The organism is Shinella sp. R2-11 (assembly GCF_055330205.1).
Window position 1 is genome coordinate 681,020 of record NZ_JBVAPC010000002.1, and the last position, 20,117, is coordinate 701,136.

A 20,117-nucleotide genomic window follows, 5' to 3' on the forward strand; every position below is an offset into this window, starting at 1 on the left:
GGTGCAATGGGCGATCCTCATGACAGATAAGGCCCATTAGGACAACCTCTCCCCCAAATTCTGCCAGCCCCGCTAGACGTTCTCCACTATCGAACAAGTTTGGCGATGTCAGGCAAGGAGATGTGCTTAGTCAGACGGCGATGGGCGCCTTGATATTTGAATCGGCTTCGTAGCTGATCAGGGTGAAGTCCTCGAATTTGAAGGAGAAAAGGTCCTTCACATCGGGATTGATCTTCATGAAGGGCAAGGGCTTCGGCCGGCGCTTCATCTGCTCGCGCACCTGCTCGAAATGGTTGGAATAGATATGGGCGTCGCCCAGCGTGTGCACGAAGTCGCCCGGCTGCAGCCCGCTCACCTGCGCGACCATCATGGTCAGCAGCGCATAGGAGGCGATATTGAAGGGCACGCCGAGGAAAATGTCGGCGGAGCGCTGGTAGAGCTGGCAGGAGAGCTTGCCGTCCGCTACGTAGAACTGGAAGAGGCAATGGCAGGGCGGCAGCGCCATCTCGTCGACCAGCGCCGGGTTCCAGGCCGAGACGATGTGCCGTCGGGAATTCGGATTGTTGCGGATGCTGTCGAGGACGGCGACGATCTGGTCGAGATGCCGGCCGTCATGGGTCGGCCAGGAGCGCCACTGGTAGCCGTAGACCGGACCGAGGTCGCCGTTCCCGTCGGCCCATTCGTCCCAGATGGTGACGCCGTTCTCGCGCAGATAGGCGATGTTCGTGTCGCCCTTCAGGAACCACAGCAGCTCGTGGATGATGGAGCGCAGGTGCAGCTTCTTGGTGGTCAGCACCGGGAAACCTTCGGAAAGGTCGAAGCGCATCTGGTAGCCGAAGACGCCGCGCGTGCCGGTACCGGTCCGGTCACCCCGGTCGGTGCCGTTTTCCATCACATGGGCGAGAAGGTCGAGATACTGCTGCATGGTCGCCGCCGATTCGTTGTCCAGCGTTCGATACTAGAGCCGAAGCGGCGGCGGCCAAAGGGCGAAATGGGATTTTCCCGGCTTTCCTCAGGCGAGCGCGCCGAGCTTTCCGAGTTCCTTGGCGGTGAGATAGTAGAAGGTCACGCGCGACTTGGAGCGGTCGTCGGCCATCGCCTTGCAGACGGCCTCGACGGCCTTGTCGGCGGCGTCGCCCGTGATGCCGAGCTTCTTGCCGCACCACTTTTCCTTCACGCGGTTCAGTTCTTCCGGATCCGAGCAGGAGACGAGCGAGGAGTCGCGGTTGCGCAGGGCGATGCCCAGATGGCTCACGATCTTCTTGACGATGGCCTCGTCGGCACCGCTGTCATACTTGCGGACATCTGCGAGATAGTCGGTCATGGTGTCTCCTCTACGGTCGTTCGGCTGCCGCCGTCATGGGGTCCCGCCGCATGCCCATGTTTTTCAACGCATGGCGGCAAGTCAAGCGCTAATGAACGCCTGCCCGGCCCCGTGGCAAAATCCCATTCACAAAACCCTTTTCTTGCGCACCGGGAGCGCCTATATGTGAAGTGCTGCTTCGGCAGCTATGGCAATAAACGGGCGGTGTAATAAACCCATTGGACCCGGGGGCGGTACCCGGCGCCTCCACCAAAAACCGGTCGATTTCGACGGACCGGCTTTTGATGGGGGCGAAATAGGATCGACAAGGGCGTAAAGATCGACTTTTTGCTCGGCATTGTACCACCGTTATCGGGCTAAACTTGTAGTTGCAAACGACAACTATGCGGAAGCTCGTCTCGCTGCCTAATGGCGGTGTGACACTTCACTCAAAGTCCTGACGGGTCGCACCGGCAGGCGGGGTCCGAAGGCACCTGGCAACAGAAGCCTTCACCTTCTCCAATCCCTTGAAATGGTCTATAGCTGTCCCAGATGACTCGTGCCGCAGGGCATGAGATTGAACGAAGAATGCCTGAATACAAGGGCAGCAAGAAAGACAGGAACGGATGGCGCAAGACCACATTCGCTACGACATTCTCGCCCAGGACGCGCTGCGCAGCGTCATTCGCAAGGTTCTGTCCGAAGTTGCGGTCACGGGCCATTTGCCCGGTGAGCACCATTTCTTCATCACCTTCCTGACCAACGCCCCCGGCGTGCGCATCTCGCAGCACCTCAAGGCGAAATATGCCGAGCAGATGACCATCGTCATCCAGCACCAGTTCTGGGACCTCAAGGTCACCGAGAGCCTCTTCGAGATCGGCCTCTCCTTCTCCGATACGCCGGAAAAGCTCGTCATCCCCTTCAATGCCATCCGCGGCTTCTACGATCCGTCCGTCAGCTTCGAACTGGAATTCGACGTGCCGGCGGTCGAGGAGGAAGAGGATCATTCCGCCGAGGTGACGGCCTATCCCGCCGCGCCGGAAAAGGCCGAGGATGCCGCCGATGAGCCGGCGCCCCCGACCGGCGGCGGCGACAACAAGGGCGGCTCCGTCGTCTCGCTCGATTCCTTCCGCAAGAAGAACTGAGCCTTTCCGATGAGCGGCGACGTCGTCAATCTCCGCCGGTTCCGCAAGCAGAAGGCACGCTCCGACAAGGAGAAGCAGGCCGAGCAGAACCGCGTCGCCTTCGGCCGCACGAAGGCGGAGAAATCCCTGACGCGCGCGCTGAACGAAAAGGCGGAAAAGACGCTGGAGCAGGGCCGCATCGAGCGGCCCGGCGATGCTCAGGACGGCGAAAAAGGCTGATATCCCAGCACCTTGCCGGCATCCCCGGAATCGATCTGCCAACGGCCTGAATCATCCTGTGAGGACGGCATGATCCGCAAATATTCCACCACGCTGCATGGCCACCGCACGAGCTTCTCGCTCGAACCGGCATTCCATGACGAGCTGAAACGCATCGCGGACGCGCGCTCCATGCCGCTGGCCGCGCTTCTCAGGGAGATCGACGATGCGCGCGGCGTCGAGGGCAACCTGTCCTCGGCGCTGCGTCTCTTCGTCCTGCAATGGCTGAAGCAGCGGGCGGGCGACGCCCCGCTCAATTGACGCCGGGCAGCGCGTCGAAATTCAGGCTTTGCCCATTGCCGACGGGCGGCAACTCGCCGCCGCGCTCGACGCCTTCCTCCGGCGAGACCGGCAGGCGTCGGCGCGCGGCCTCCTCTTCGGCCTTGCGCGCTTCCTCGGCGGCCTTCTGTTCTGCAAGGCGTCTTGCCTGCTCCTGCGCTTCCGCCTCCCGGCGCGCATCCTCGGCAGCCTTGCGCTTTGCCTCTTCGGCAGCCTGCGCGGCGCGCTCCTGCTCGGCCCGCGCGCGCGCTTCGGCGCGCAGGCGCTCTTCCTCCTCCATCCGCAGCCGCGCCGCCTCGGCCTCCGCCGCGCGCGCCTCGGCGCGTGCGCGATAAAGCGCGGCCTCCCGGCGCAGGCGCTGCTTCTCCAGCACGTTGGCCTGCAGCGTCTCCACGCGCCGCCGCTCCGTCTCGAAACGGCGCAGCGACAGGTAATTGGCAAGCGGCTGGACATCGAGCTCGACGCCAGGCGCTTCCACAAGGCCGCGATAGCCGAGCGCCACTTCCGGCTCCGCCCCGGCGAGCGCCTCCTCGCCGGCCTTGTAGGTCACAGCGAGCCGGCCGGTCATGGTCTCGTCGGCAAGGTCGATATCCGCATCGCCGGAAAGCGCCGCCTTGCCGTCTTCCGCCGTCACGTTCTGGACGCGCAGCTTGCCGCTGGCGAGCGCGAAGGGAATGCGCACGGTCCCCAGCGCTGCCTCGCCTTTCAGCACGGCATCCGCGGCAAAGCCGGCGACCCGCTCGGGCGTGACATCGCCTTCGATCCGGTCCGCGGCCGAAAGCAGCGAGGGGAACGCCCCGGTATCGATGCCGCGCACCACGAAATCGGCCACCCGCGCCTCGCCCGAACCGCTCGCCCCTTCGGCCATGGCCCGCACGCTCTTGCCGGACGCGTCCACGGCAAGCGTCACATCCGCCTTGCCGCCCGCGACCGCGCTGTCGGGGCTCGCCCAGACGATCTTCGACAGATCGGCCCCGGAAAGCGCTGCCCGCGCCTCGAACAACCCGTTCTCCTCGGAATTCGCCACCTTGAGGCGGCCCGAAAGCTTGCCGCCCAGCCAGTCGCCGGCCATGTCCGTCAGCGTCAGCTCACCGCCCTTCCAGGCGAGATTGCCCTTGAAGCCCTCCACCGCGCCGTAGAGCCCCGGCCAGAACGCGCCGGCCTCGAGCGCCACGGCGAGGTCCGCATTCTCAAGCAGCGGCTGGCCGAGCGGCGCGGCATTGAGCCCGCCTTCCGCAGCATCGGTCACGGGCCCCGCCACGGCCTCGGCAAGGAAGGCGAAGTCGAGGGTATCGAATCGAAGGGCGCCGGTCCCGGCAAGCGTCGGCGCCGTCCGATCGAGCGTCAGCCCGCCGGAAAAGCCGTTGCGGTCGGCCTCGCCGGCGATATCCGTGATGGCGACGGCTTCAGCGCTGGTGTCGACCGATGCCTGCAAGGTCAGCGGCAGCCCCGCGCCGCCCTGCGGCAATGCGATGCCGTTCATCATCAGATAGGGCTCGATATCGTCGCTCTTCGCCGAAAGGGTGAGCGCCCCCGTCAGGAAATTCGCCGCAGAAAGCGCCGCCGTGCCCTTGGCCGAGATCGACGTCTTGCCGGCATTGAACGCCGCCGAGACCGTTGCCGCCCCCTCCTCCGGCTGGTCGACGCTGAAGGTGACGCTGCCGTCGGGATCGGCATCGAAGGGAAGCGGATCGAGGCCCATCTGCCCGGCCAGCACCACGGATTGCGGATTGAAGAGGCTGCCCTCCAGCTTGAAGCCGCGCCCTTCCAGAAGCTGCGCAAGACCGGACGCCGAGAGCTTGAGATCGACGCGCCCGTCATTGACCGGCCCCGCGAGCGTGAAGGTGGCGGGACCATCCTCCTCCCCGGAAACGGCGGCGCGCAGCGACAGGTTCGCATTGTCGTAGTAGCCGGCATTGGCGACGAAACGGGTGAGCAGCGGATGGGCCGGGAGGTGGCGCGCCAGGAGATCGGCGACGGGCTGCATGGCATCCGCCTTGAGCGTCACGTCGAGCCCGGCGCTCGGCTCGGTCAACGTGCCGCCGAGCGTGCCGTTCGCCGAAAGCGCAGCACCCGCGAGCGAGGCGACATCGAAGCGGCTGAGGGTGAAAATCCCGTCCTTGGCAGACAGCACGGCCTCGACCCCGTCGGCGCTCTCGCCGAAGGCGTGCAGACGATCCGCCTTGATGTCGAGTGCGATGGAATGGCCGAGCACGGCCGGCAGCGAGGCGTCGCCGGCAAAGAGCCCGGCAAGGGCCTGCAGCGAATCCAGCTCCACCTCGTCGCCGCGCAGTTGCAGCGAAAGCGTCGGGGCCGCGTCGGCGCGGGATTCGCGCTCCAGCCGGCCGGTGAGCGAGGCGCCGTCCACGGCGATTTCGAGGTTTTCGAAACGCTGCAAATCGTCGGTGAGGTTCACGTCGGCCGAAAAGCCCGCAGTCTTCAGCTTGCGGATTTCCGGATCGACGGAACCGGCCAGCCAGGCGGCAAGGCCGGACGGCTGGTTGGAGGCCACCAGCAGGTTGCCGACGAAGCCGCGATTGCTCCGGAGCGTCAGGCGGCCCTTGGCCTCCAGCGCGGTGCGGCCGGGCAATTGCGCATCCGCGCGGTCGATCCGCCAGCTGTTGCCGTCCGGCTTCACATCGAGGCGGATCTCGCGCACCGTCGTGTCCCCCACGACCACGGCGGGCAGGAACAGGCTTGCCCGCCCCGGCACCTGCGGAATGGGGATATCGGCGGCGATCGCCAGTAGCGCCTGGAGCCGCTGGCGGGCGGAGACCTGCGGGTTGCGGCCGGTCTTGCCGCCCTCTCCCTTGTTGCCGATGCGGCTGACATCGATCTGCTGGCCATCGGCGATCAGCAGGAATTCGGGCGCGCGGCCGGTATCGAGCGTCGCCTCGCCGGTCACCACATAGGGATCGTCCTGCGGCCCGGCCTCCAGCCGGTATTCGGGAACGCGGATGCGCTCGTTCGAAAGCTCGAACTTTCCGGCGACGCGGATCGGATCGGCCGTCGCCTCGCCCTTGGGACGCGGCTTTTCCGCGAGCGTGAAGCCGCCCTGGTATTGCGGGCGGAAGTCCACCACCTTCAGCACGCCGTCGAGATCGGCGCTGAAGGACAGCCGGTCCGGCACGATGCGGGCGCGCATCGAGAGCTCGCCGCTCTCCACCTGCCCGCTCGCGAGCTGGAATGCGCCGGTCTCGCCGTCGAGCGCCGCGCGCCCGTCGATGCGCCACGGCCCGCCGAGCGACTTGGCCGAAACCTGCGCATCGAGGCCGGTGACATGCCGCGTGCGACCGGTCTGCTCGTCGACGAATTCGATCTCGCCGCCGGTGATCGCGACGTTTTCGAGGATGACCGTCTTGGCGGGAATGTCGGATTTCAGGCCGCGCGCCCAGTCGAGCGTGCCGTCGGAAAACAGCTTGACGCGTGCCTTCGGCTCCTCGATGCGCATGTCGAAGATCAGCGCCTCGCCGGAAAGGAACGGCGCAAGCTCCGCATCCATGGAAAAGCGCGCCACCTCCACCAGCGGCTCGCCGTCCTCCGGCGCGCCGACGCGCACGTCGCTCAGCGTGACGGAGGGAAACGGCAGCAGCCGCGCATCGACGCTGCCATGCACGGTGACGGGACGGCCCATGATGCGGCTCGCCTCGCGCTCGAAATCCTGCCGGAAACTGGTCCAGTCGACGAAGAGCGGGGCAAGCAGCGCCGCGAACAGCGCCACGACCACCACGCCGCCGACAAAGAGCCCGATCCTAGAAAGCACGCCGCAAGCCTCGAATTCCGTTCAATCGCTTCACGATAGCGTCTAATTCTCCGGCAGGGTCGAAAAAATCTTGCCGGGGTTGAGAATGTTGTCGGGGTCGAGCGCCTGCTTGATCTGCCGCATCAGATGCACGGCGCCGCCGAGCTCGCCCGGCAGGAAGGCCTGCTTGCCCTGCCCGATGCCGTGTTCGCCCGTGCAGGTGCCGTCCATGGCGAGCGCGCGCGCATTGAGCCGGGTGACGAAGGCCTCGACCCCGGCGATCTGCGCCGCGTCCGTGTCGTCGAAGATCAGGCTGACATGGAAATTGCCGTCGCCGGCATGGCCGACGATGGGCGCCAGCAGGCCGTGCTCCTCGATGTCCCGTTCCGTCTCGGCCACGCAGTCGGCCAGCCGGGAGATCGGCACGCAGACATCCGTCGCGATGGCGGCATAGCCGGGATGCAGCGCCTTGGACGCCCAGTAGACATTGTGCCGTGCCTTCCAGAGCCTGGCGCGCTCCTCCGCGTCCGCCGTCCACTGGAACGTGCCGCCGCCGCATTCGGCCGCAATGGCGCCGAACTCCTCCGATTGCAGCCGGACATTTTCCTCATTGCCGTGGAATTCGAGGAAGAGCGTCGGCTGCTCCGGCAGGGTGAGACCCGAATAGGCGTTGCACGCCTTGATCTGCAGCGTGTTGAGCAGCTCGATGCGTGCGACGGGAATGCCGAGCTGAATCGTCATGATCACCGCATTGCAGGCGTCCTTCAGCGTCGGAAAACCACAGATGCCGCCGGCGATCACCGCGGGAATGCCCTGGAGGCGCAGCGTGACCGAGGTCAGGACACCGAGCGTGCCCTCCGCGCCGACGAAGAGGCGGGTGAGATCGTAGCCGGCCGAGGACTTCCTGGCACGGCGGGCGGTGCGGATCTCCTCGCCCGTCGCCGTCACGGCGGTCACGGCAAGCACGTTGTCCTTCATCGTGCCGTAGCGCACCGCATTGGTGCCGGAGGCACGCGTCGAGGCCATGCCGCCGATCGAGGCATTGGCGCCGGGATCGATGGGGAAGAAAAGGCCGGTGTCGCGCAGGTAGAGGTTCAGCTCCTCGCGGGTGATGCCGGGCTCGACCGTGCAATCGAGGTCCTCGGCATTGACCTCAAGCACGCGCTTCATGTTGCTGAAATCGATGGAAATGCCGCCCTCGGGCGCGTTCACCTGCCCCTCCAGCGAGGAGCCCGTGCCGAAGGGAACGACCGGCACCTTGAGTTCGGCGCAAAGGCCGACGACAGCCTTCACCTCCTCGGCATTCTCCACGAAGACGACCCCGTCGGGAAGCTGGGCGGGAATATAGGTGGTGGTATGCGCGTGCTGGGCACGCATCGCCTCGCCCGTCTGCAATCGCGGCCCGAAGCGCTCCGCAAGGCGCGCGAGCGCCTCGGCAATGCCAGCTTCGTTGCGCGCCCCGGTCCTGATATCCGCCAATGCCATCGTAACGTCCTCACATTCGTGGGGATTTACTCAGCAAATTGCCGCCCGGCTGTCCAGCCGCAATATCGGCTTGTCGCCACCTTTGCCGGCGACGATCACTCGGCCGCCAGCGGCAGGACCTCGGCCTCATCGCCCTTTGCGAGCATGCGCGCATGCTCCAGCTCGGCGGCAAGGCGCTTTTCCTCGTCGGCGTGGGGGCTGGTGAAGCGGGCGATCACGAGATAGGCGACCGGCGTCAGGTACAGCGTCACCACCGTCGCAAGGCCGAGGCCGCCGACGAGCACCCAGCCGAGCGAGATGCGGGCTTCCGCACCCGCCCCGCTTGCCAGCACCAGCGGCACCGCGCCGACGACGGTGGCGATCATCGTCATCAGCACGGGACGCAGGCGGATGTTCGAGGCGTTCTCGATGGCGCTGCGGATATCCTGCCCGCGGTCGCGGAGCTGGTTGGCGAATTCCACGATGAGGATGCCGTTCTTCGCCATGATGCCGACGAGCAGCACGAGGCCGATCTGGCTGTAGATGTTGAGCGTCGTCCCCGTCAGGATCATCGCGAACACGGCGCAGGCAAGGCCGAGCGGCACCGTCACCATGATGATGATGGAGCTGACGAAGCTTTCGAACTGCGCCGACAATACGAGGAAGATGATGGCGATGGCGAAGCCGAAGGTGACGATGAGGCCGCTCGAATTCTCCTGCAGCGTCGCCGCTTCCGCCATCGGCAGCAGGCGCGAGCCCTCCGGCAGCAGCGGCTCGGCCATGTCCTGCACCATCTTCAGCGCATCGCCGAGCGCCAGCCCGTCCTTGAGGCCGGCGGAAAGCGAGACAGCGCGAAGCTGCTGCTCGCGCGAGAGCTGCGGCGCCACGGCCTTTTCCTCGAGCGAGGCGATGGAGGACATCGGCACGATCTTGCCGTCGCCGGTCTTGAGGAAGATGTTCTCGAGGTCCATCGGATCGTTGATCGGCGTCGTCGTGGAGGAGAGCTTCACCGGATAGGCCTGCCCCTCGACATAGACGTCGACGACGCTGGTGCCCTCCAGCATCGCCTGCAGCGCGGCCGAAAGACCGGTGATGTCGATGCCGAGATCGGCGGCGCGCTCGCGGTCGATCGTCACCGAAAGCTGCGCCTGGTTGGCCTCGTAGTTGAGGCGCACGTTCTGGAAGCGGCCGCTGTCCTCGATCTTGCGCACGAGTTCGGCCGCCGCATTGCCGAGCTTGGTATAGTCGTTGCCGACGAGCGCCACCTGCAGGCCGTTGCCGGCGCCGCGGATGCCGAGGCTGTTCGGCTGCATGGTGAAGGCGCGCACGGAGGGCACCGTCGCCACGGCGGTATTGATGTCCTGCACGATCTGCTGCTGCGTGCGGTCGCGCTCGCTCCACGGCGCCAGCGTCAGCACCATGAAGCCGCTGTTCGTCGAGCCGCCCTGTCCCGAGATGGAGAAGATGTTGACGATCTCGCCGCCGTCGTAGAGCGGACGCAGCTTGTTCTCGATCAGCTTCATCTGGTCCTGCGCATAATCGAGCGACACACCCTGCGGCGCGTTCACGCGCAGCATGACCATCGACCGGTCCTCGCTCGGCGTCAGCTCTGACTTGATCGTGAAGAACGAGGTCGCCCCCGCCGCCGTGAAGAGCAGCGCCACGAGGAAGACGACGAAGGGCGCGCCGAGGCAGGCGCTCAGCGTCGAGCGGTAGAAGCGCGAGGCCGCCCCGCCGATGCGGGCGAGGATGCCGGTATGCTCGTGCTTGACCTCCTTGGTCAGCATGCGCGAGGCGAGCATCGGGCAGAGCGTCAGCGCCACGAAGGAGGAAAGCAGCACGGCGAAGGCCAGCACGAAACCGAATTCGCGGAAGAGACGCCCCGCCTGCCCCGGCAGGAACGAGAGCGGCACGAAGACGGCGGCGAGCGTCGCGGTCGTCGCGATGACGGCGAAGAACACTTCGAGCGTGCCATGGATCGCCGCCGCGCGCGGCTTCAACCCCTCGGCGCGCCGGCGCACGATGTTTTCCAGCACCACGATGGCGTCGTCCACCACGAGGCCCGTCGCCAGCACGATGGCGAGCAGCGTCAGGATGTTGACCGAGAAGCCGGCCATGTAGATGGCCGCGATCGTGCCGATCAGCGCGATGGGCATGCTGATCGTCGGAATGAGCGTCGCGCGCCAGTCGAGCAGGAAGAGATAGATGACGAGCGTCACGATCAGCACGGCGACGACGAGCGCGATCTCCACCTCGTGGATGGCGCCGTCGATGAAGACGGCGTCGTCGCTGGTGATCTTGAGCTGGGTGCCCTCGGGCAGAACGGTGCCGAGGCGCGACACCATCTGCTTCACGCCCTCGGAAATGTCGAGCGTGTTGGACTGCGCCTGGCGGATGATGCCGAGGCCGATGCCCTGGCGGCCGTTGGAACGCAGCGCCGTCGAGCCCTCGTCCGGCCCCAGCGTCACCATGGCGATGTCGCCGAGGCGAACGCGGTTCTTGAGGATCAGGTTCTCGAAGTCGGAGGGCTTGGCAAGGTCGGCCGTCGCACGCACCGTGATGTCCTGGCTGCGGCTCTTCAGCGAGCCGGCCGGCACGTCGAAGGCGGCGGTCGCCAGCGCATTGCGCAGGTCCGCCACCGTCAGGCCGCGCGCGGCAAGCTTCGACTGGTCGACGTCGACGCGGAAGATCTTCTCCTGGTCGCCATAGACGACGACATCCGCGACCCCTTCGACCGAGGCGAGACGGTCGGTGATCTCGTTCTCGGCGAGCAACGTCAGGTCTTCGAGCGACTGCGTGTCGGAGGTCAGCGCAAGCCGCATGATCGGCTGGCTGTCCGCGTCGGCCTTGACGACGCGCGGCTCCTCTGCGCCGTCGGGGAGCTGGTTCGTCACGCGGCCGAGCGCGTCGCGCACGTCGTTGGCGGCCTGGTTGACGTCCGTCGTATCCGAGAATTGCAGCGTCACGCGGCTGCGGGCGAAGGAGGAGACCGCGGAAATGTCCTTGATGCCCTGCACGCGGGAGACCGCGCCCTCGATGACGTCGGTCAGCTCGCGGTCCACCGTCTCGGGCGAAGCGCCGTCGAAGGTGGTCGACACGCTGATGACCGGCTGGTCGACGGAGGGAAGCTCGCGGATCTCCACGCCGTTGAAGGCGGCAAGGCCGGCGACGACGATCAGCGTGTTGAGGACGAGGGCGAAGATCGGCCGCCGGATGAAGAGAGCGGTAAAGCCAGCCTTGCCGGTATCGTTGAGCCCGCCTGCCTCCCCCGACATCACGAGCCCTCCGTCACGGCGGGGGTCTGCTCCTCGGCCGTGCGCACCGCGCCGCCCGGGCGCAGCGTCTGCACGCCTTCCGTGACGACGGCGTCGCCCTCGGCAAGCGCGGCCTTCACCAGCACCTTGTCGGGATTGCGCTGGACGATATGGACCGGCACGCGCTCGACCGTGTCGCCCTTGAGCTTCCAGATATAGGAGCCGTCGGCGCTCCACTGGATCGCGAGCGGATCGACGCTCGGATAGAAATCGCCCTCGAAACGCATGTTCACCTGGAAGGACATGCCGGCGCGCAGCACGTCCTCGGGATTGCTGATGCGCGCCCGCACCCGCAGCGTCCGGCTTTCCTGCTCGATGCGGTTGTCGACGGCCTGGATCTTGCCGGTGAAGGTCTCGCCCGGTCGCGCGACGGCCGTCGCCGTCAGGTCGCTGCCGACGCGCACGCTGGTGGCGAAGCGCTCCGGCACCCAGTAGTCGACGAGGATTTCCGAGCGGTCGTCGATGCGGGCGATCGCCGAGGCGGTGGTGACGTAATCGCCCGGATTGACCGAGATGATGCCGACCACGCCGCCATAGGGCGCGGTGATGTCGCGGCGGCGGAGCGTCAGTTCCGCATTCCTGAGGGCGAGCTCCGCCGCCTTCAGCGCGGTCTCGGCATCCTGCAGGTCGGCAAGGCTGGTGGAGGAGCGCAGGTTCTGGATGCGCTTGAGCTTCTGCTCCGCGCTGTCGCGCGCGACGCGCGCCTGATCGGCGGCGATCTTCTGCTCGTCGCTGTCGAGCCGGGCGATCACCTGCCCCTGCTCCACGCGCTCGCCGGATTCGACGAGGACTTCCGTCAGGTTTCCGGTCGAATAGGGCGTGACCGTCACGGTGCGGATCGCCTCGCCGTCGCCGATGGCGTTCAGCCGGTCGTTGACGACGGCCATGGCGACGGGCCTGGTGGCGACGAGCGTCGGGCCGCCGCCGAAACCGCGGCGTTCGCCGCCTTCCTTCTCGCCCTCGGCCTTGCCGTCACCGGCCGGCGCGATGGCGGCGACGAGCCCGCCGGGCAGGCCCGCGGCCTCCAGCATGCCGTTCGCTCCCGGAACGAAGCGCCCCCAAAGCAATACCCCGGCCGCGATCACGCCGAAGCTGATGAGGAGCTGTTTCCAAACCCGCATGCACACTCTCTCCGATGGAAGCGAAACGTCGCCTGTTGCGACGCGACATAGGGCAAGTATCCCGCTTTGGAAATGAACCGGCAATGAAAGAGTACGATCATTACGAAATTGTAAGATAGCCGGGCCGGTCTGTTACCGAAATGTAAGAAAAGGTGGAGAAATCCGCCATGCCCGACCTTCCCTCGCTCGATGGGGGCGACGTCTCCGCCGGCGGCCTCGCAAGGGCCCGGACGGCTACGGTTTCCACAATCTTTCGGCCCTCGTTCTTCCCCGCGGAATAAAAGCAGAACGGAAAACTGGCCTTTCGGAACCGAATCACTACATTGAGCCGCATGATCAGCGGTTACGACGACATTCCCTTCTTCGACGAGGACCCGCAGCCCGGCGGCAAGCCCGCGGCGCCGGCAAAGCCGGCCGGCGGCCTCGGCATCGCCGCACGCGCCATGGCGGCCCGCGATGCCAACCGGGCGCCGGATTATCTCTCCGGCCTCAATCCCGAGCAGCGCGAGGCGGTCGAGACGCTCGATGGCCCCGTTCTGGTGCTTGCCGGCGCCGGCACCGGCAAGACGCGGGTGCTCACCACCCGCATCGCCCATATCCTCGCCACCGGCCGCGCCTTCCCCAGCCAGCTCCTCGCCGTGACCTTCACCAACAAGGCGGCGCGCGAGATGAAGGAGCGCATCGGCCTCCTCGTCGGCGGCGCCGTCGAGGGCATGCCCTGGCTCGGTACCTTCCACTCCATCGGCGTCAAGCTGCTGCGCCGTCACGCCGAACTCGTCGGCCTCAGGTCGGATTTCTCGATCCTCGACACCGACGACGTGGTGCGCCTCATCAAGCAGATCCTCCAGGCCGAGGGCATCGACGACAAGCGGTGGCCGGCAAAGCAATTCGCCGGCATGATCGACACCTGGAAGAACAAGGGCCTCGACCCGGCGCAGATCCCGGAAGGCGACGCCCGCGCCTTCGCCAACGGCAAGGGCCGCGAACTCTACGTCGCCTACCAGAACCGCCTGAAGACGCTGAACGCCTGCGACTTCGGCGACCTGCTGTTGCACCCGATCCGCATGTTCCGCGCCAATCCCGACGTGCTGGCGGAATATCACCAGAAGTTCCGCTACATCCTCGTCGACGAGTACCAGGACACCAACACCGCGCAATATATGTGGCTGCGCCTCCTCGCCCAGCGCCCGAAGGGCACGCCGCAGAACGTCTGCTGCGTCGGCGACGACGACCAGTCGATCTACGGCTGGCGCGGCGCGGAGGTCGACAATATCCTGCGCTTCGAGAAGGATTTTCCGGGCGCCAGGGTCATCAAGCTGGAGCGCAACTACCGCTCCACCGCCCATATCCTCGGCGCCGCCGGCCACCTGATCGCGCACAACGAGGACCGGCTCGGCAAGACGCTCTTCACCGACCGGCACGATCCCGACGACGACAAGGTCGTGGTGCACGCCGCCTGGGATTCCGAGGAAGAAGCCCGCGCCGTCGGCGAGGAGATCGAGCAGCTCCAGCGCAGGGAGCACAAGCTGAACGACATGGCGATCCTCGTGCGCGCCTCCTTCCAGATGCGCGAGTTCGAAGACCGCTTCGTCACGCTCGGCCTCAACTACCGCGTCATCGGCGGCCCACGCTTCTACGAGCGGCTGGAAATTCGCGATGCGCTCGCCTATTTCCGCCTCGTCAGCCAGCCGGCCGACGACCTCGCCTTCGAACGCATCGTCAATACGCCCAAACGCGGCCTCGGCGACACGACGATCCGCAACCTGCACGACTATGCGCGGGCGCGCGACATCCCTATGCTCGCCGCCGCGGCCGACATCGTCGAGACGGACGAACTGAAGCCGAAGGCGCGCAAGGCGCTCTTCGACGTCGTCGCCGATTTCCGCCGCTGGCAATCCCTGCTGGAAACGATGCCGCATACCGAGCTTGCCGAGCAGATTCTCGACGAGAGCGGCTATACCGCCATGTGGCAGGCCGACAAGTCGGCCGAGGCGCCGGGGCGGCTGGAGAACCTGAAGGAACTCATCCGCTCGATGGAAGCCTTCGAGTCCATGCGCGGCTTCCTGGAGCACGTCTCGCTCGTCATGGACGCCGAGCAGAACGAGAACCTCGACGCCGTATCGATCATGACGCTGCATTCGGCCAAGGGCCTCGAATTCGAGACCGTCTTCCTGCCCGGCTGGGAGGAAGGCCTCTTCCCGCACCAGCGCGCGCTCGACGAGGGCGGCCGCTCGGGGCTGGAGGAGGAACGCCGCCTCGCCTATGTCGGCATTACGCGCGCCAAGCGCCGCTGCCACATCTGGTTCGTCTCGAACCGCCGGATCCATGGCCTCTGGCAATCCACCCTGCCCTCGCGCTTCCTCGACGAGTTGCCGGAAACGCATGTCGAAGTGGCCGAGGTGGAGCAATCCTATGGCGGTTACGGCCGCGGCGGCTACGGCCAGTCGCGCTTCGACAAGCAGGAGCCGTTCCAGAACGCCTATTCGACACCCGGCTGGCGGCGCGCGCAGGCGAACCGCACGGATGCGACGCGGGACAACTGGGGCTCACGCTCCGGCCACGCGGTCGAGCGCATCGGCTACGGCGAGAGTGGCCCGCGCGGCCGCACCATCGAGGGCGAGCTGGTCGCCAAGTCGACCACGAGCGAGCCGTCGAAATTTTCGATCGGCGACCGGGTCTTCCACCTGAAATTCGGCAATGGCAACGTGGCGGCGGTCGAGGGCAACAAGCTGACGATCGATTTCGACCGCGCCGGCCAGAAACGCGTGCTCGACGGCTTCGTCGAGCGGGTGTGACGCCGGTCACCCCTCTGCCTGCCGGCATTTCGCCCAGCGGGAGGCTTGCTCATCGTTCAAAATGGAATGCAGAGGGCGCGGCACGTTAAGTCCCTCCCCCTTGTGGGGAGGGATTTAGGGAGGGGTCTCCCTTACGCCCCCGCCTTGCGATAGAGCGCGGCGAGCTGCGTGCGGGAGGACGGCAGTTCCGGCACCACGACCATCATGGTGACATGGCCGCGCTTGAAGGCATTGAGGAACGGCTCGTAGTTCTGGAAGGCGACGCAGCCGTGCGAACCCTTCTGATTGCGGAGCAGGTTGGTATGCGTGAGCAGGCCCGTGCGGTTCTTCGGATCGCGCCCGTCGACGGACAGCATGCGGATCGCCTCGACGCCGTGGAAACGCTGCTCGCGCATCCTCAAGCGATAGATGCCCTTCGGCGTCGGGCCGCTCATCTTCACATGCTCGTAATTCGGGTTGTCGCGCATCTTGCCGATGCCGGAATGGGCGCGAAGCTTCGTGCCGTCGGGCATGTAGACGGTCGCGGCCGAGACGTCGTAGATCGCGACCCGCGTGCCCTTGCCCGGCCAGCCGGTGCTGCTCTTGCCCGAGAAGAGGCCGCCGAAGAGCGAGCGCTCCGGCTTGACGATGGCGGCGACATCCTTGTCGTCGTCCTTGTCCTTGCTTTCCTCGCGGGCGGTGCGGGTGGCGGGCTTTTCCTCCACCGGCTTGCGCTCGATGGTGACGGTCTCCAGCGCCGGGCGGGCTTCCGGCAGCGGGATTTCACCGAGGATCATGTCCTCCTCGGGCTTCTCCTCTTCCGGCTTCTTCATCACGAGGCCGAAGGGCTGGAGATCCTTGCGGGCGGAAACGTCACTGGGCAGCAGCGCCGTCACCAGCGCGGGCTGGCCGCTCACGGCCTTCTCCTGTTCCACCGAGCGCTCGGCGCGGGCGAAGGCGGCTTCCAGCATCAGGGCCTTGGCCTTCTCGCGCTTGACGGCGGAAGCCAGCTGCACGGAAATCTTGCGCTGGTGCGCGGCCTGGATCGCCTCGGCGGTAAGCTGCTTCTGGCGGATCTCGCTTTCGGAGGGCGGCGAAAGGCGCGAGAATTTCGCGACCTTGACCATGCGCGCCGCCTGGCCCTTCTCCATGCCGGCAGTGGCGGCGAGAAGGGAAGCGGCGACGGTCTTCTTTCCTTCCGAAACGGAGGAAGCGGCATCCCGCATCGCACCGAGCGTCGAAACGACGGCCCAGGCGGACCCGGCGATGACGCCGCAGGCAATCAATGCGCCGAGAAGCATACCCCCGGAGCGGCCCCCACGGGATTTCGACGCGGAACGCGCGGAATTGTACACAGACGCCATGATACTCGTTACCCGATACTCGTTACTCGACGCGGCCGCGGAAAAAACAGTCCGAAGGCCTTTACGCTGGCGGCAGTGGGGATCACGCGTCCCGGGTGTCTGCCGAACGAGCAAAGAATGACGAAATATGGTAAGCAATTCCTAAACGGCGCCTCATGTTTTTGAAGGAATGCGGCCGGGTGGTCCTCAACGCCCGGCAAGCGTGCCTTTCACGAAAATGCGGCGCTGGCGTGTCCGAAGGGCCGGACTCCCTAGAATTCGGGATATCGGGCCAGCCAGTCCGTCGCCCGCTCATAGGCGGCGGCTGCGGCGAGCACGTCCCGGTCGCCCCGCGCGCGGCCGATGATCTGGATACCGGCGGGCAGCCCGTTCGCGCCGAAGCCGGCCGGCATGGCCGCGACGGGAAGCCCGGCGAGCGTCGGACCGATCACCACCTCCATCCAGCGGTGATAGGTATCCATCGTCCGCCCGTCGATCGCCTTCGGCCAGTCCAGCTCCGCATCGAAGGGGAAGACCTGCGCGGCGGGCAGGATCAGGAAATCGTAGGTCTCGAAAAGCCCGGCGACATGGCGGTGCCAGTCGCTGCGGCCGAGCGAGGCGGCATAGATCTCCGCTCCCGTAAGGTCGTGGCCGTGCTCGATCTCCCAGATCATCTCCGGTTTCATGCGCGCCCGGCGCTCGGGGTCGGCATAGTCGGCGGCCTGCCCGCCGGAAACGAGGAAATGGCGAAGCGTGCGCCAGACCTGCCAGAGCCGCGCCATGTCGAAGCCCGGCGGAACATCCTCCACCGTGCAGCCGAGCCGGCGGAAGACGTCGAGCGAGGCACGGCAGAGCTCCAGCACGCCCGGCTCGAAGGGAAGGTACCCGCCGAAATCGCCGAGCCAGCCGATACGGGCGCCGGAAAGGTCGCGGCCTGCATCCAGCGACAGGTCCTCGTCGCGCAGCGAAAGCGGATCGCGCGGGTCGTGCCCGGCCTGGGTCGCAAGGAGCGCGGCCACATCGGCGACGCTGCGTCCCATCGGCCCGTTGACGGCAAGCTGGCCGAGGAAGAGCTCGCTGCCGAGCGAGGGAATCCGGCCGAAGGACGGACGGAAGCCGACGACATTGTTGAAGGCCGCAGGGTTGCGCAGCGATCCCATCATGTCGCTGCCGTCGGCGACCGAAAGGATCCGCGCCGCCAGCCCCGCCGCCGCACCGCCGGAAGAACCGCCCGCGCTCTTCGTCGTGTCATAGGGATTGCGGGTGACGCCGAAGACTGGATTGTAGCTGTGCGATCCGAGCCCCATCTCCGGCGCATTGGTCTTGCCGATGATGATGGCGCCGGCCGCGCGGATGCGCTCGACATGGATGTCGTCATAGTCCGGCACGAAATCCGCGTAGTTCGCAGAGCCGAAGGAGCAGAGGATGCCCCTTGCCTCGGAAAGGTCCTTCACCGCGAAGGGCATGCCGTGCAGCCAGCCGCGATAGTCCCCGGCCGCAAGCGCCCGGTCCGCCTCCTCCGCCTCGGCGAGCAGCGCCTCGGCCGGGCGAAGGCTGACGATGGCGTTGATGCGCGGATTGACCGCCTCGATGCGCGAAAGATAGGCGGCCATCACCGTGCGGCAATCGAGCCGGCGCTCGGCGATGGCGGCGGAAAGGGCAAGGGCTGAAAGATCGGTGATGTCCTGCAAGGTCGGCGCTCCGGCAATCGTCTGATGCTAGAGCTAGCAGGCAGAGGCAGGCAGCGCCAGCCCGTCCCTAGCGCCGCGCCGCGCGCCGTTCGTCCAGCACCTCGGCCGCCTCCAGCAAGGTGGCGAAAAGGTAGGAGATCTTGTCGCTGCGCGTCTCGCCGTACCAGATCTGCGGCACCATCACGCGGAAACGCGTTTCGAGGAGATCGGCCAGCGCCTCCGTGTCGCCCATCCATTCCAGCATGTCGGCATAGAGGTTCATCACGCTCGGCGCCGGAAAGCGCGCCAGAAGGTCCTCGAACCCCTGCCTGACGAGGGCGGGATCGCACAGCGTATCGGCAAGCTGGTGGTCGCCGACATCGGTATTCGTCTGGTGGATCAGCGCATAGAAGCCGAGGCCGAAGCGCTCGCCGGTCAGCTCCGCCGCGCGTCGGGCGAAATTCTCGAGGTCCTGCGCGTCGCGGCCCAGCCAGCGCGGCAGGATCATGCGGGCATGGGCGCGACAGAGGTCGATATTGTAGCGGTCGAGCAGCCATGCCCGCTCGAAGCGCGCCTTGAACGTCTCGAAACTGCCCGCGTTCGCCGAGCGGCGATAATCGCTCATGCACCAACTGAAATCCTTCGGATCGGCATGGCTGTCGAGAACCTCGTCCGCCTCCTTCAGCAGCGTTTCGAAGCCCTTCCACTGGTCGGCCGTCACCTCGTGCCCCCAGGCCGTGCCGCGCCGCATGAAGGCGGCGGTGCGCAGCGCATCGGCATAGGTCGCGGCGGAAAAGGCGGAGGGACTGCGCTCGAAGAACGCCCGGAAAGGCGCCAGCACGTCGCCCTGCGGCGGCGCGGTGTTCGCATCGTCCGGCAGGCCCGGAAAGGGCTCCAGGAACCAGTCCCTGACGAGCGCATAGAGCGGCTTGCCGTTCGCAGCGATGGTGCCGCTCGCCCGCGCCGTCTCGAATGCCTGACGATAGGCCTCGAAATCCCCCCGGCTCCATGCCGCGCGCATTGCATCGCGCTGCGGAACGAGGTCCGGCAGTTCATCGTGAAGCTCGACGAGATAGAGGTCGTAATCACGGACGAGGCTGCCTTCCAGCGACAGCGGCTCCAGCGCCCCGACGCCGGTCGGGCGGGAGGCATTCCGGTTGCGCCAAGCGCTGAAAATATCCTTGAAACCCATGTCGCACCGAGCCCTCGCCCCGGGAAACGATCCGCCAGTCCCGCAATCGGAGAGGCAGCAGGACAGACGTTCACAACCGGGCGGCTATTCGCTGCTATCACCGTTTTTTGAAGAACGCACGCTCTTTCCACGCATCATGCATGACACATTCCTTGTCCGACAGGGACGGACTGTGACGGCACGCGTGTTCCCGGCGGAACAACCCTGCGGCGTCCTGCCTGCGAGAATACCATCGGATGAATGGTTCATCCTTTGACTCGAAGAGAGGAGACTGAAATGCGCAAATTCATCCTGTCAGCCGTGGTCGCCGTCGCCGCAGCGCTGTCCTTCGCCGCCCCCTCGCAGGCCGCCGGTCCTTATGGCGGCGGCTATGGCCACGGCTGGGGCGGCCATCACCGCCATGCCTCGCATTATTACGGCCACCATCATCGCCACTGCCACTGGAAGAAGATCAAGCGCTACGACAAGTGGGGCCATGTCGTCATCAAGCGCGTGAGGGTCTGCCGCTAAGC

At 66.3% G+C, this 20,117-nt stretch carries 14 protein-coding genes and 1 other RNA gene; 6 read left to right on the forward strand and 9 right to left on the reverse strand.

Translation table 11 applies throughout. The features are described from left to right. Positions 1-130: 130 nt before the first annotated feature. Together ACZ1A1_RS07955 and ACZ1A1_RS07960 are read right to left on the reverse strand one after the other, a co-directional pair. The gene (locus ACZ1A1_RS07955) at positions 131-925 is read right to left on the reverse strand and encodes a thymidylate synthase (protein WP_463619444.1); all 795 of its coding nucleotides are present in this window, start codon (positions 923-925) and stop codon (positions 131-133) included. A gap of 87 nt (positions 926-1,012) precedes the next feature. Next, positions 1,013-1,324: a DUF2853 family protein gene (locus ACZ1A1_RS07960; RefSeq protein ID WP_119256044.1), complete on the reverse strand. Its 312-nt coding sequence runs from the start codon at positions 1,322-1,324 to the stop codon at positions 1,013-1,015. Between the two features lie 133 nt (positions 1,325-1,457). On the opposite strand from ACZ1A1_RS07960, the gene ssrA reads away from it, so the two are divergent. The 4 genes from ssrA to ACZ1A1_RS07980 all read left to right on the forward strand — a co-directional run bounded on the left by ssrA (position 1,458) and on the right by ACZ1A1_RS07980 (position 2,967). After that, positions 1,458-1,818: a transfer-messenger RNA gene (ssrA, locus tag ACZ1A1_RS07965) on the forward strand. 111 nt (positions 1,819-1,929) lie between these two features. Beyond that, positions 1,930-2,448, forward strand: coding sequence for an SspB family protein (locus ACZ1A1_RS07970; protein WP_463619445.1), 519 nt, complete (start codon positions 1,930-1,932; stop codon positions 2,446-2,448). A 9-nt stretch (positions 2,449-2,457) separates the two neighbouring features. Next, on the forward strand, positions 2,458-2,667 hold the full coding sequence (locus ACZ1A1_RS07975; protein ID WP_463619446.1) for a DUF4169 family protein: 210 nt from the start codon (positions 2,458-2,460) through the stop codon (positions 2,665-2,667). 69 nt (positions 2,668-2,736) lie between these two features. Beyond that, positions 2,737-2,967, forward strand: coding sequence for a ribbon-helix-helix domain-containing protein (locus tag ACZ1A1_RS07980; RefSeq protein ID WP_463619447.1), 231 nt, complete (start codon positions 2,737-2,739; stop codon positions 2,965-2,967). Here ACZ1A1_RS07980 and ACZ1A1_RS07985 read toward each other — a convergent pair. From ACZ1A1_RS07985 to ACZ1A1_RS08000, 4 genes are all read right to left on the reverse strand, one after another. Continuing rightward, positions 2,960-6,748: an AsmA family protein gene (locus ACZ1A1_RS07985; RefSeq protein ID WP_463619448.1), complete on the reverse strand. Its 3,789-nt coding sequence runs from the start codon at positions 6,746-6,748 to the stop codon at positions 2,960-2,962. The two genes, ACZ1A1_RS07980 and ACZ1A1_RS07985, sit on opposite strands and share 8 nt — an antisense overlap. Before the next feature lie 42 nt (positions 6,749-6,790). After that, positions 6,791-8,212, reverse strand: coding sequence for an FAD-binding oxidoreductase (locus ACZ1A1_RS07990; RefSeq protein WP_463619449.1), 1,422 nt, complete (start codon positions 8,210-8,212; stop codon positions 6,791-6,793). Between the two features lie 95 nt (positions 8,213-8,307). After that, on the reverse strand, positions 8,308-11,466 hold the full coding sequence (locus tag ACZ1A1_RS07995) for an efflux RND transporter permease subunit (protein WP_463619450.1): 3,159 nt from the start codon (positions 11,464-11,466) through the stop codon (positions 8,308-8,310). Further along, positions 11,466-12,626, reverse strand: a complete 1,161-nt coding sequence (locus ACZ1A1_RS08000) for an efflux RND transporter periplasmic adaptor subunit (RefSeq protein WP_463619451.1) — start codon at positions 12,624-12,626, stop codon at positions 11,466-11,468. The genes ACZ1A1_RS07995 and ACZ1A1_RS08000 overlap by 1 nt, the downstream gene beginning before the upstream one ends. A gap of 332 nt (positions 12,627-12,958) precedes the next feature. Between ACZ1A1_RS08000 and ACZ1A1_RS08005 the strand changes: the two genes are divergently transcribed. Further along, on the forward strand, positions 12,959-15,421 hold the full coding sequence (locus ACZ1A1_RS08005) for an ATP-dependent helicase (protein WP_463619452.1): 2,463 nt from the start codon (positions 12,959-12,961) through the stop codon (positions 15,419-15,421). A 131-nt stretch (positions 15,422-15,552) separates the two neighbouring features. Here ACZ1A1_RS08005 and ACZ1A1_RS08010 read toward each other — a convergent pair whose 3' ends face one another. The 3 genes from ACZ1A1_RS08010 to ACZ1A1_RS08020 all read right to left on the reverse strand — a co-directional run bounded on the left by ACZ1A1_RS08010 (position 15,553) and on the right by ACZ1A1_RS08020 (position 19,605). Next, entirely contained in the window at positions 15,553-16,701 is a 1,149-nt protein-coding gene (locus tag ACZ1A1_RS08010; protein WP_463619453.1) for a DUF2778 domain-containing protein, read from the reverse strand. Positions 16,702-17,015: 314 nt separating this feature from the next. Then, the gene (locus ACZ1A1_RS08015) at positions 17,016-18,434 is read right to left on the reverse strand and encodes an amidase (protein WP_463619454.1); all 1,419 of its coding nucleotides are present in this window, start codon (positions 18,432-18,434) and stop codon (positions 17,016-17,018) included. Positions 18,435-18,501: 67 nt separating this feature from the next. Continuing rightward, complete coding sequence (locus ACZ1A1_RS08020) at positions 18,502-19,605, reverse strand: hypothetical protein (protein WP_463619455.1); 1,104 nt, start codon at positions 19,603-19,605, stop codon at positions 18,502-18,504. Positions 19,606-19,881: 276 nt separating this feature from the next. Here ACZ1A1_RS08020 and ACZ1A1_RS08025 point away from each other — a divergent pair, with 276 nt between their 5' ends. After that, the gene (locus ACZ1A1_RS08025; RefSeq protein ID WP_463619456.1) at positions 19,882-20,115 is read left to right on the forward strand and encodes a hypothetical protein; all 234 of its coding nucleotides are present in this window, start codon (positions 19,882-19,884) and stop codon (positions 20,113-20,115) included. Positions 20,116-20,117: the final 2 nt, after the last annotated feature.

Bases quoted from the DNA above. Each gene is read 5' to 3' on its own strand.
- ACZ1A1_RS07955 (WP_463619444.1), bottom strand. From the start codon at position 925: ATGCAGCAGTATCTCGACCTTCTCGCCCATGTGATGGAAAACGGCACC.
- ACZ1A1_RS07960 (WP_119256044.1), bottom strand. From the start codon at position 1,324: ATGACCGACTATCTCGCAGATGTCCGCAAGTATGACAGCGGTGCCGAC.
- ACZ1A1_RS07970 (WP_463619445.1), top strand. From the start codon at position 1,930: ATGGCGCAAGACCACATTCGCTACGACATTCTCGCCCAGGACGCGCTG.
- ACZ1A1_RS07975 (WP_463619446.1), top strand. From the start codon at position 2,458: ATGAGCGGCGACGTCGTCAATCTCCGCCGGTTCCGCAAGCAGAAGGCA.
- ACZ1A1_RS07980 (WP_463619447.1), top strand. From the start codon at position 2,737: ATGATCCGCAAATATTCCACCACGCTGCATGGCCACCGCACGAGCTTC.
- ACZ1A1_RS07990 (WP_463619449.1), bottom strand. From the start codon at position 8,212: ATGGCATTGGCGGATATCAGGACCGGGGCGCGCAACGAAGCTGGCATT.
- ACZ1A1_RS07995 (WP_463619450.1), bottom strand. From the start codon at position 11,466: ATGTCGGGGGAGGCAGGCGGGCTCAACGATACCGGCAAGGCTGGCTTT.
- ACZ1A1_RS08000 (WP_463619451.1), bottom strand. From the start codon at position 12,626: ATGCGGGTTTGGAAACAGCTCCTCATCAGCTTCGGCGTGATCGCGGCC.
- ACZ1A1_RS08005 (WP_463619452.1), top strand. From the start codon at position 12,959: ATGATCAGCGGTTACGACGACATTCCCTTCTTCGACGAGGACCCGCAG.
- ACZ1A1_RS08010 (WP_463619453.1), bottom strand. From the start codon at position 16,701: ATGCTTCTCGGCGCATTGATTGCCTGCGGCGTCATCGCCGGGTCCGCC.
- ACZ1A1_RS08020 (WP_463619455.1), bottom strand. From the start codon at position 19,605: ATGGGTTTCAAGGATATTTTCAGCGCTTGGCGCAACCGGAATGCCTCC.
- ACZ1A1_RS08025 (WP_463619456.1), top strand. From the start codon at position 19,882: ATGCGCAAATTCATCCTGTCAGCCGTGGTCGCCGTCGCCGCAGCGCTG.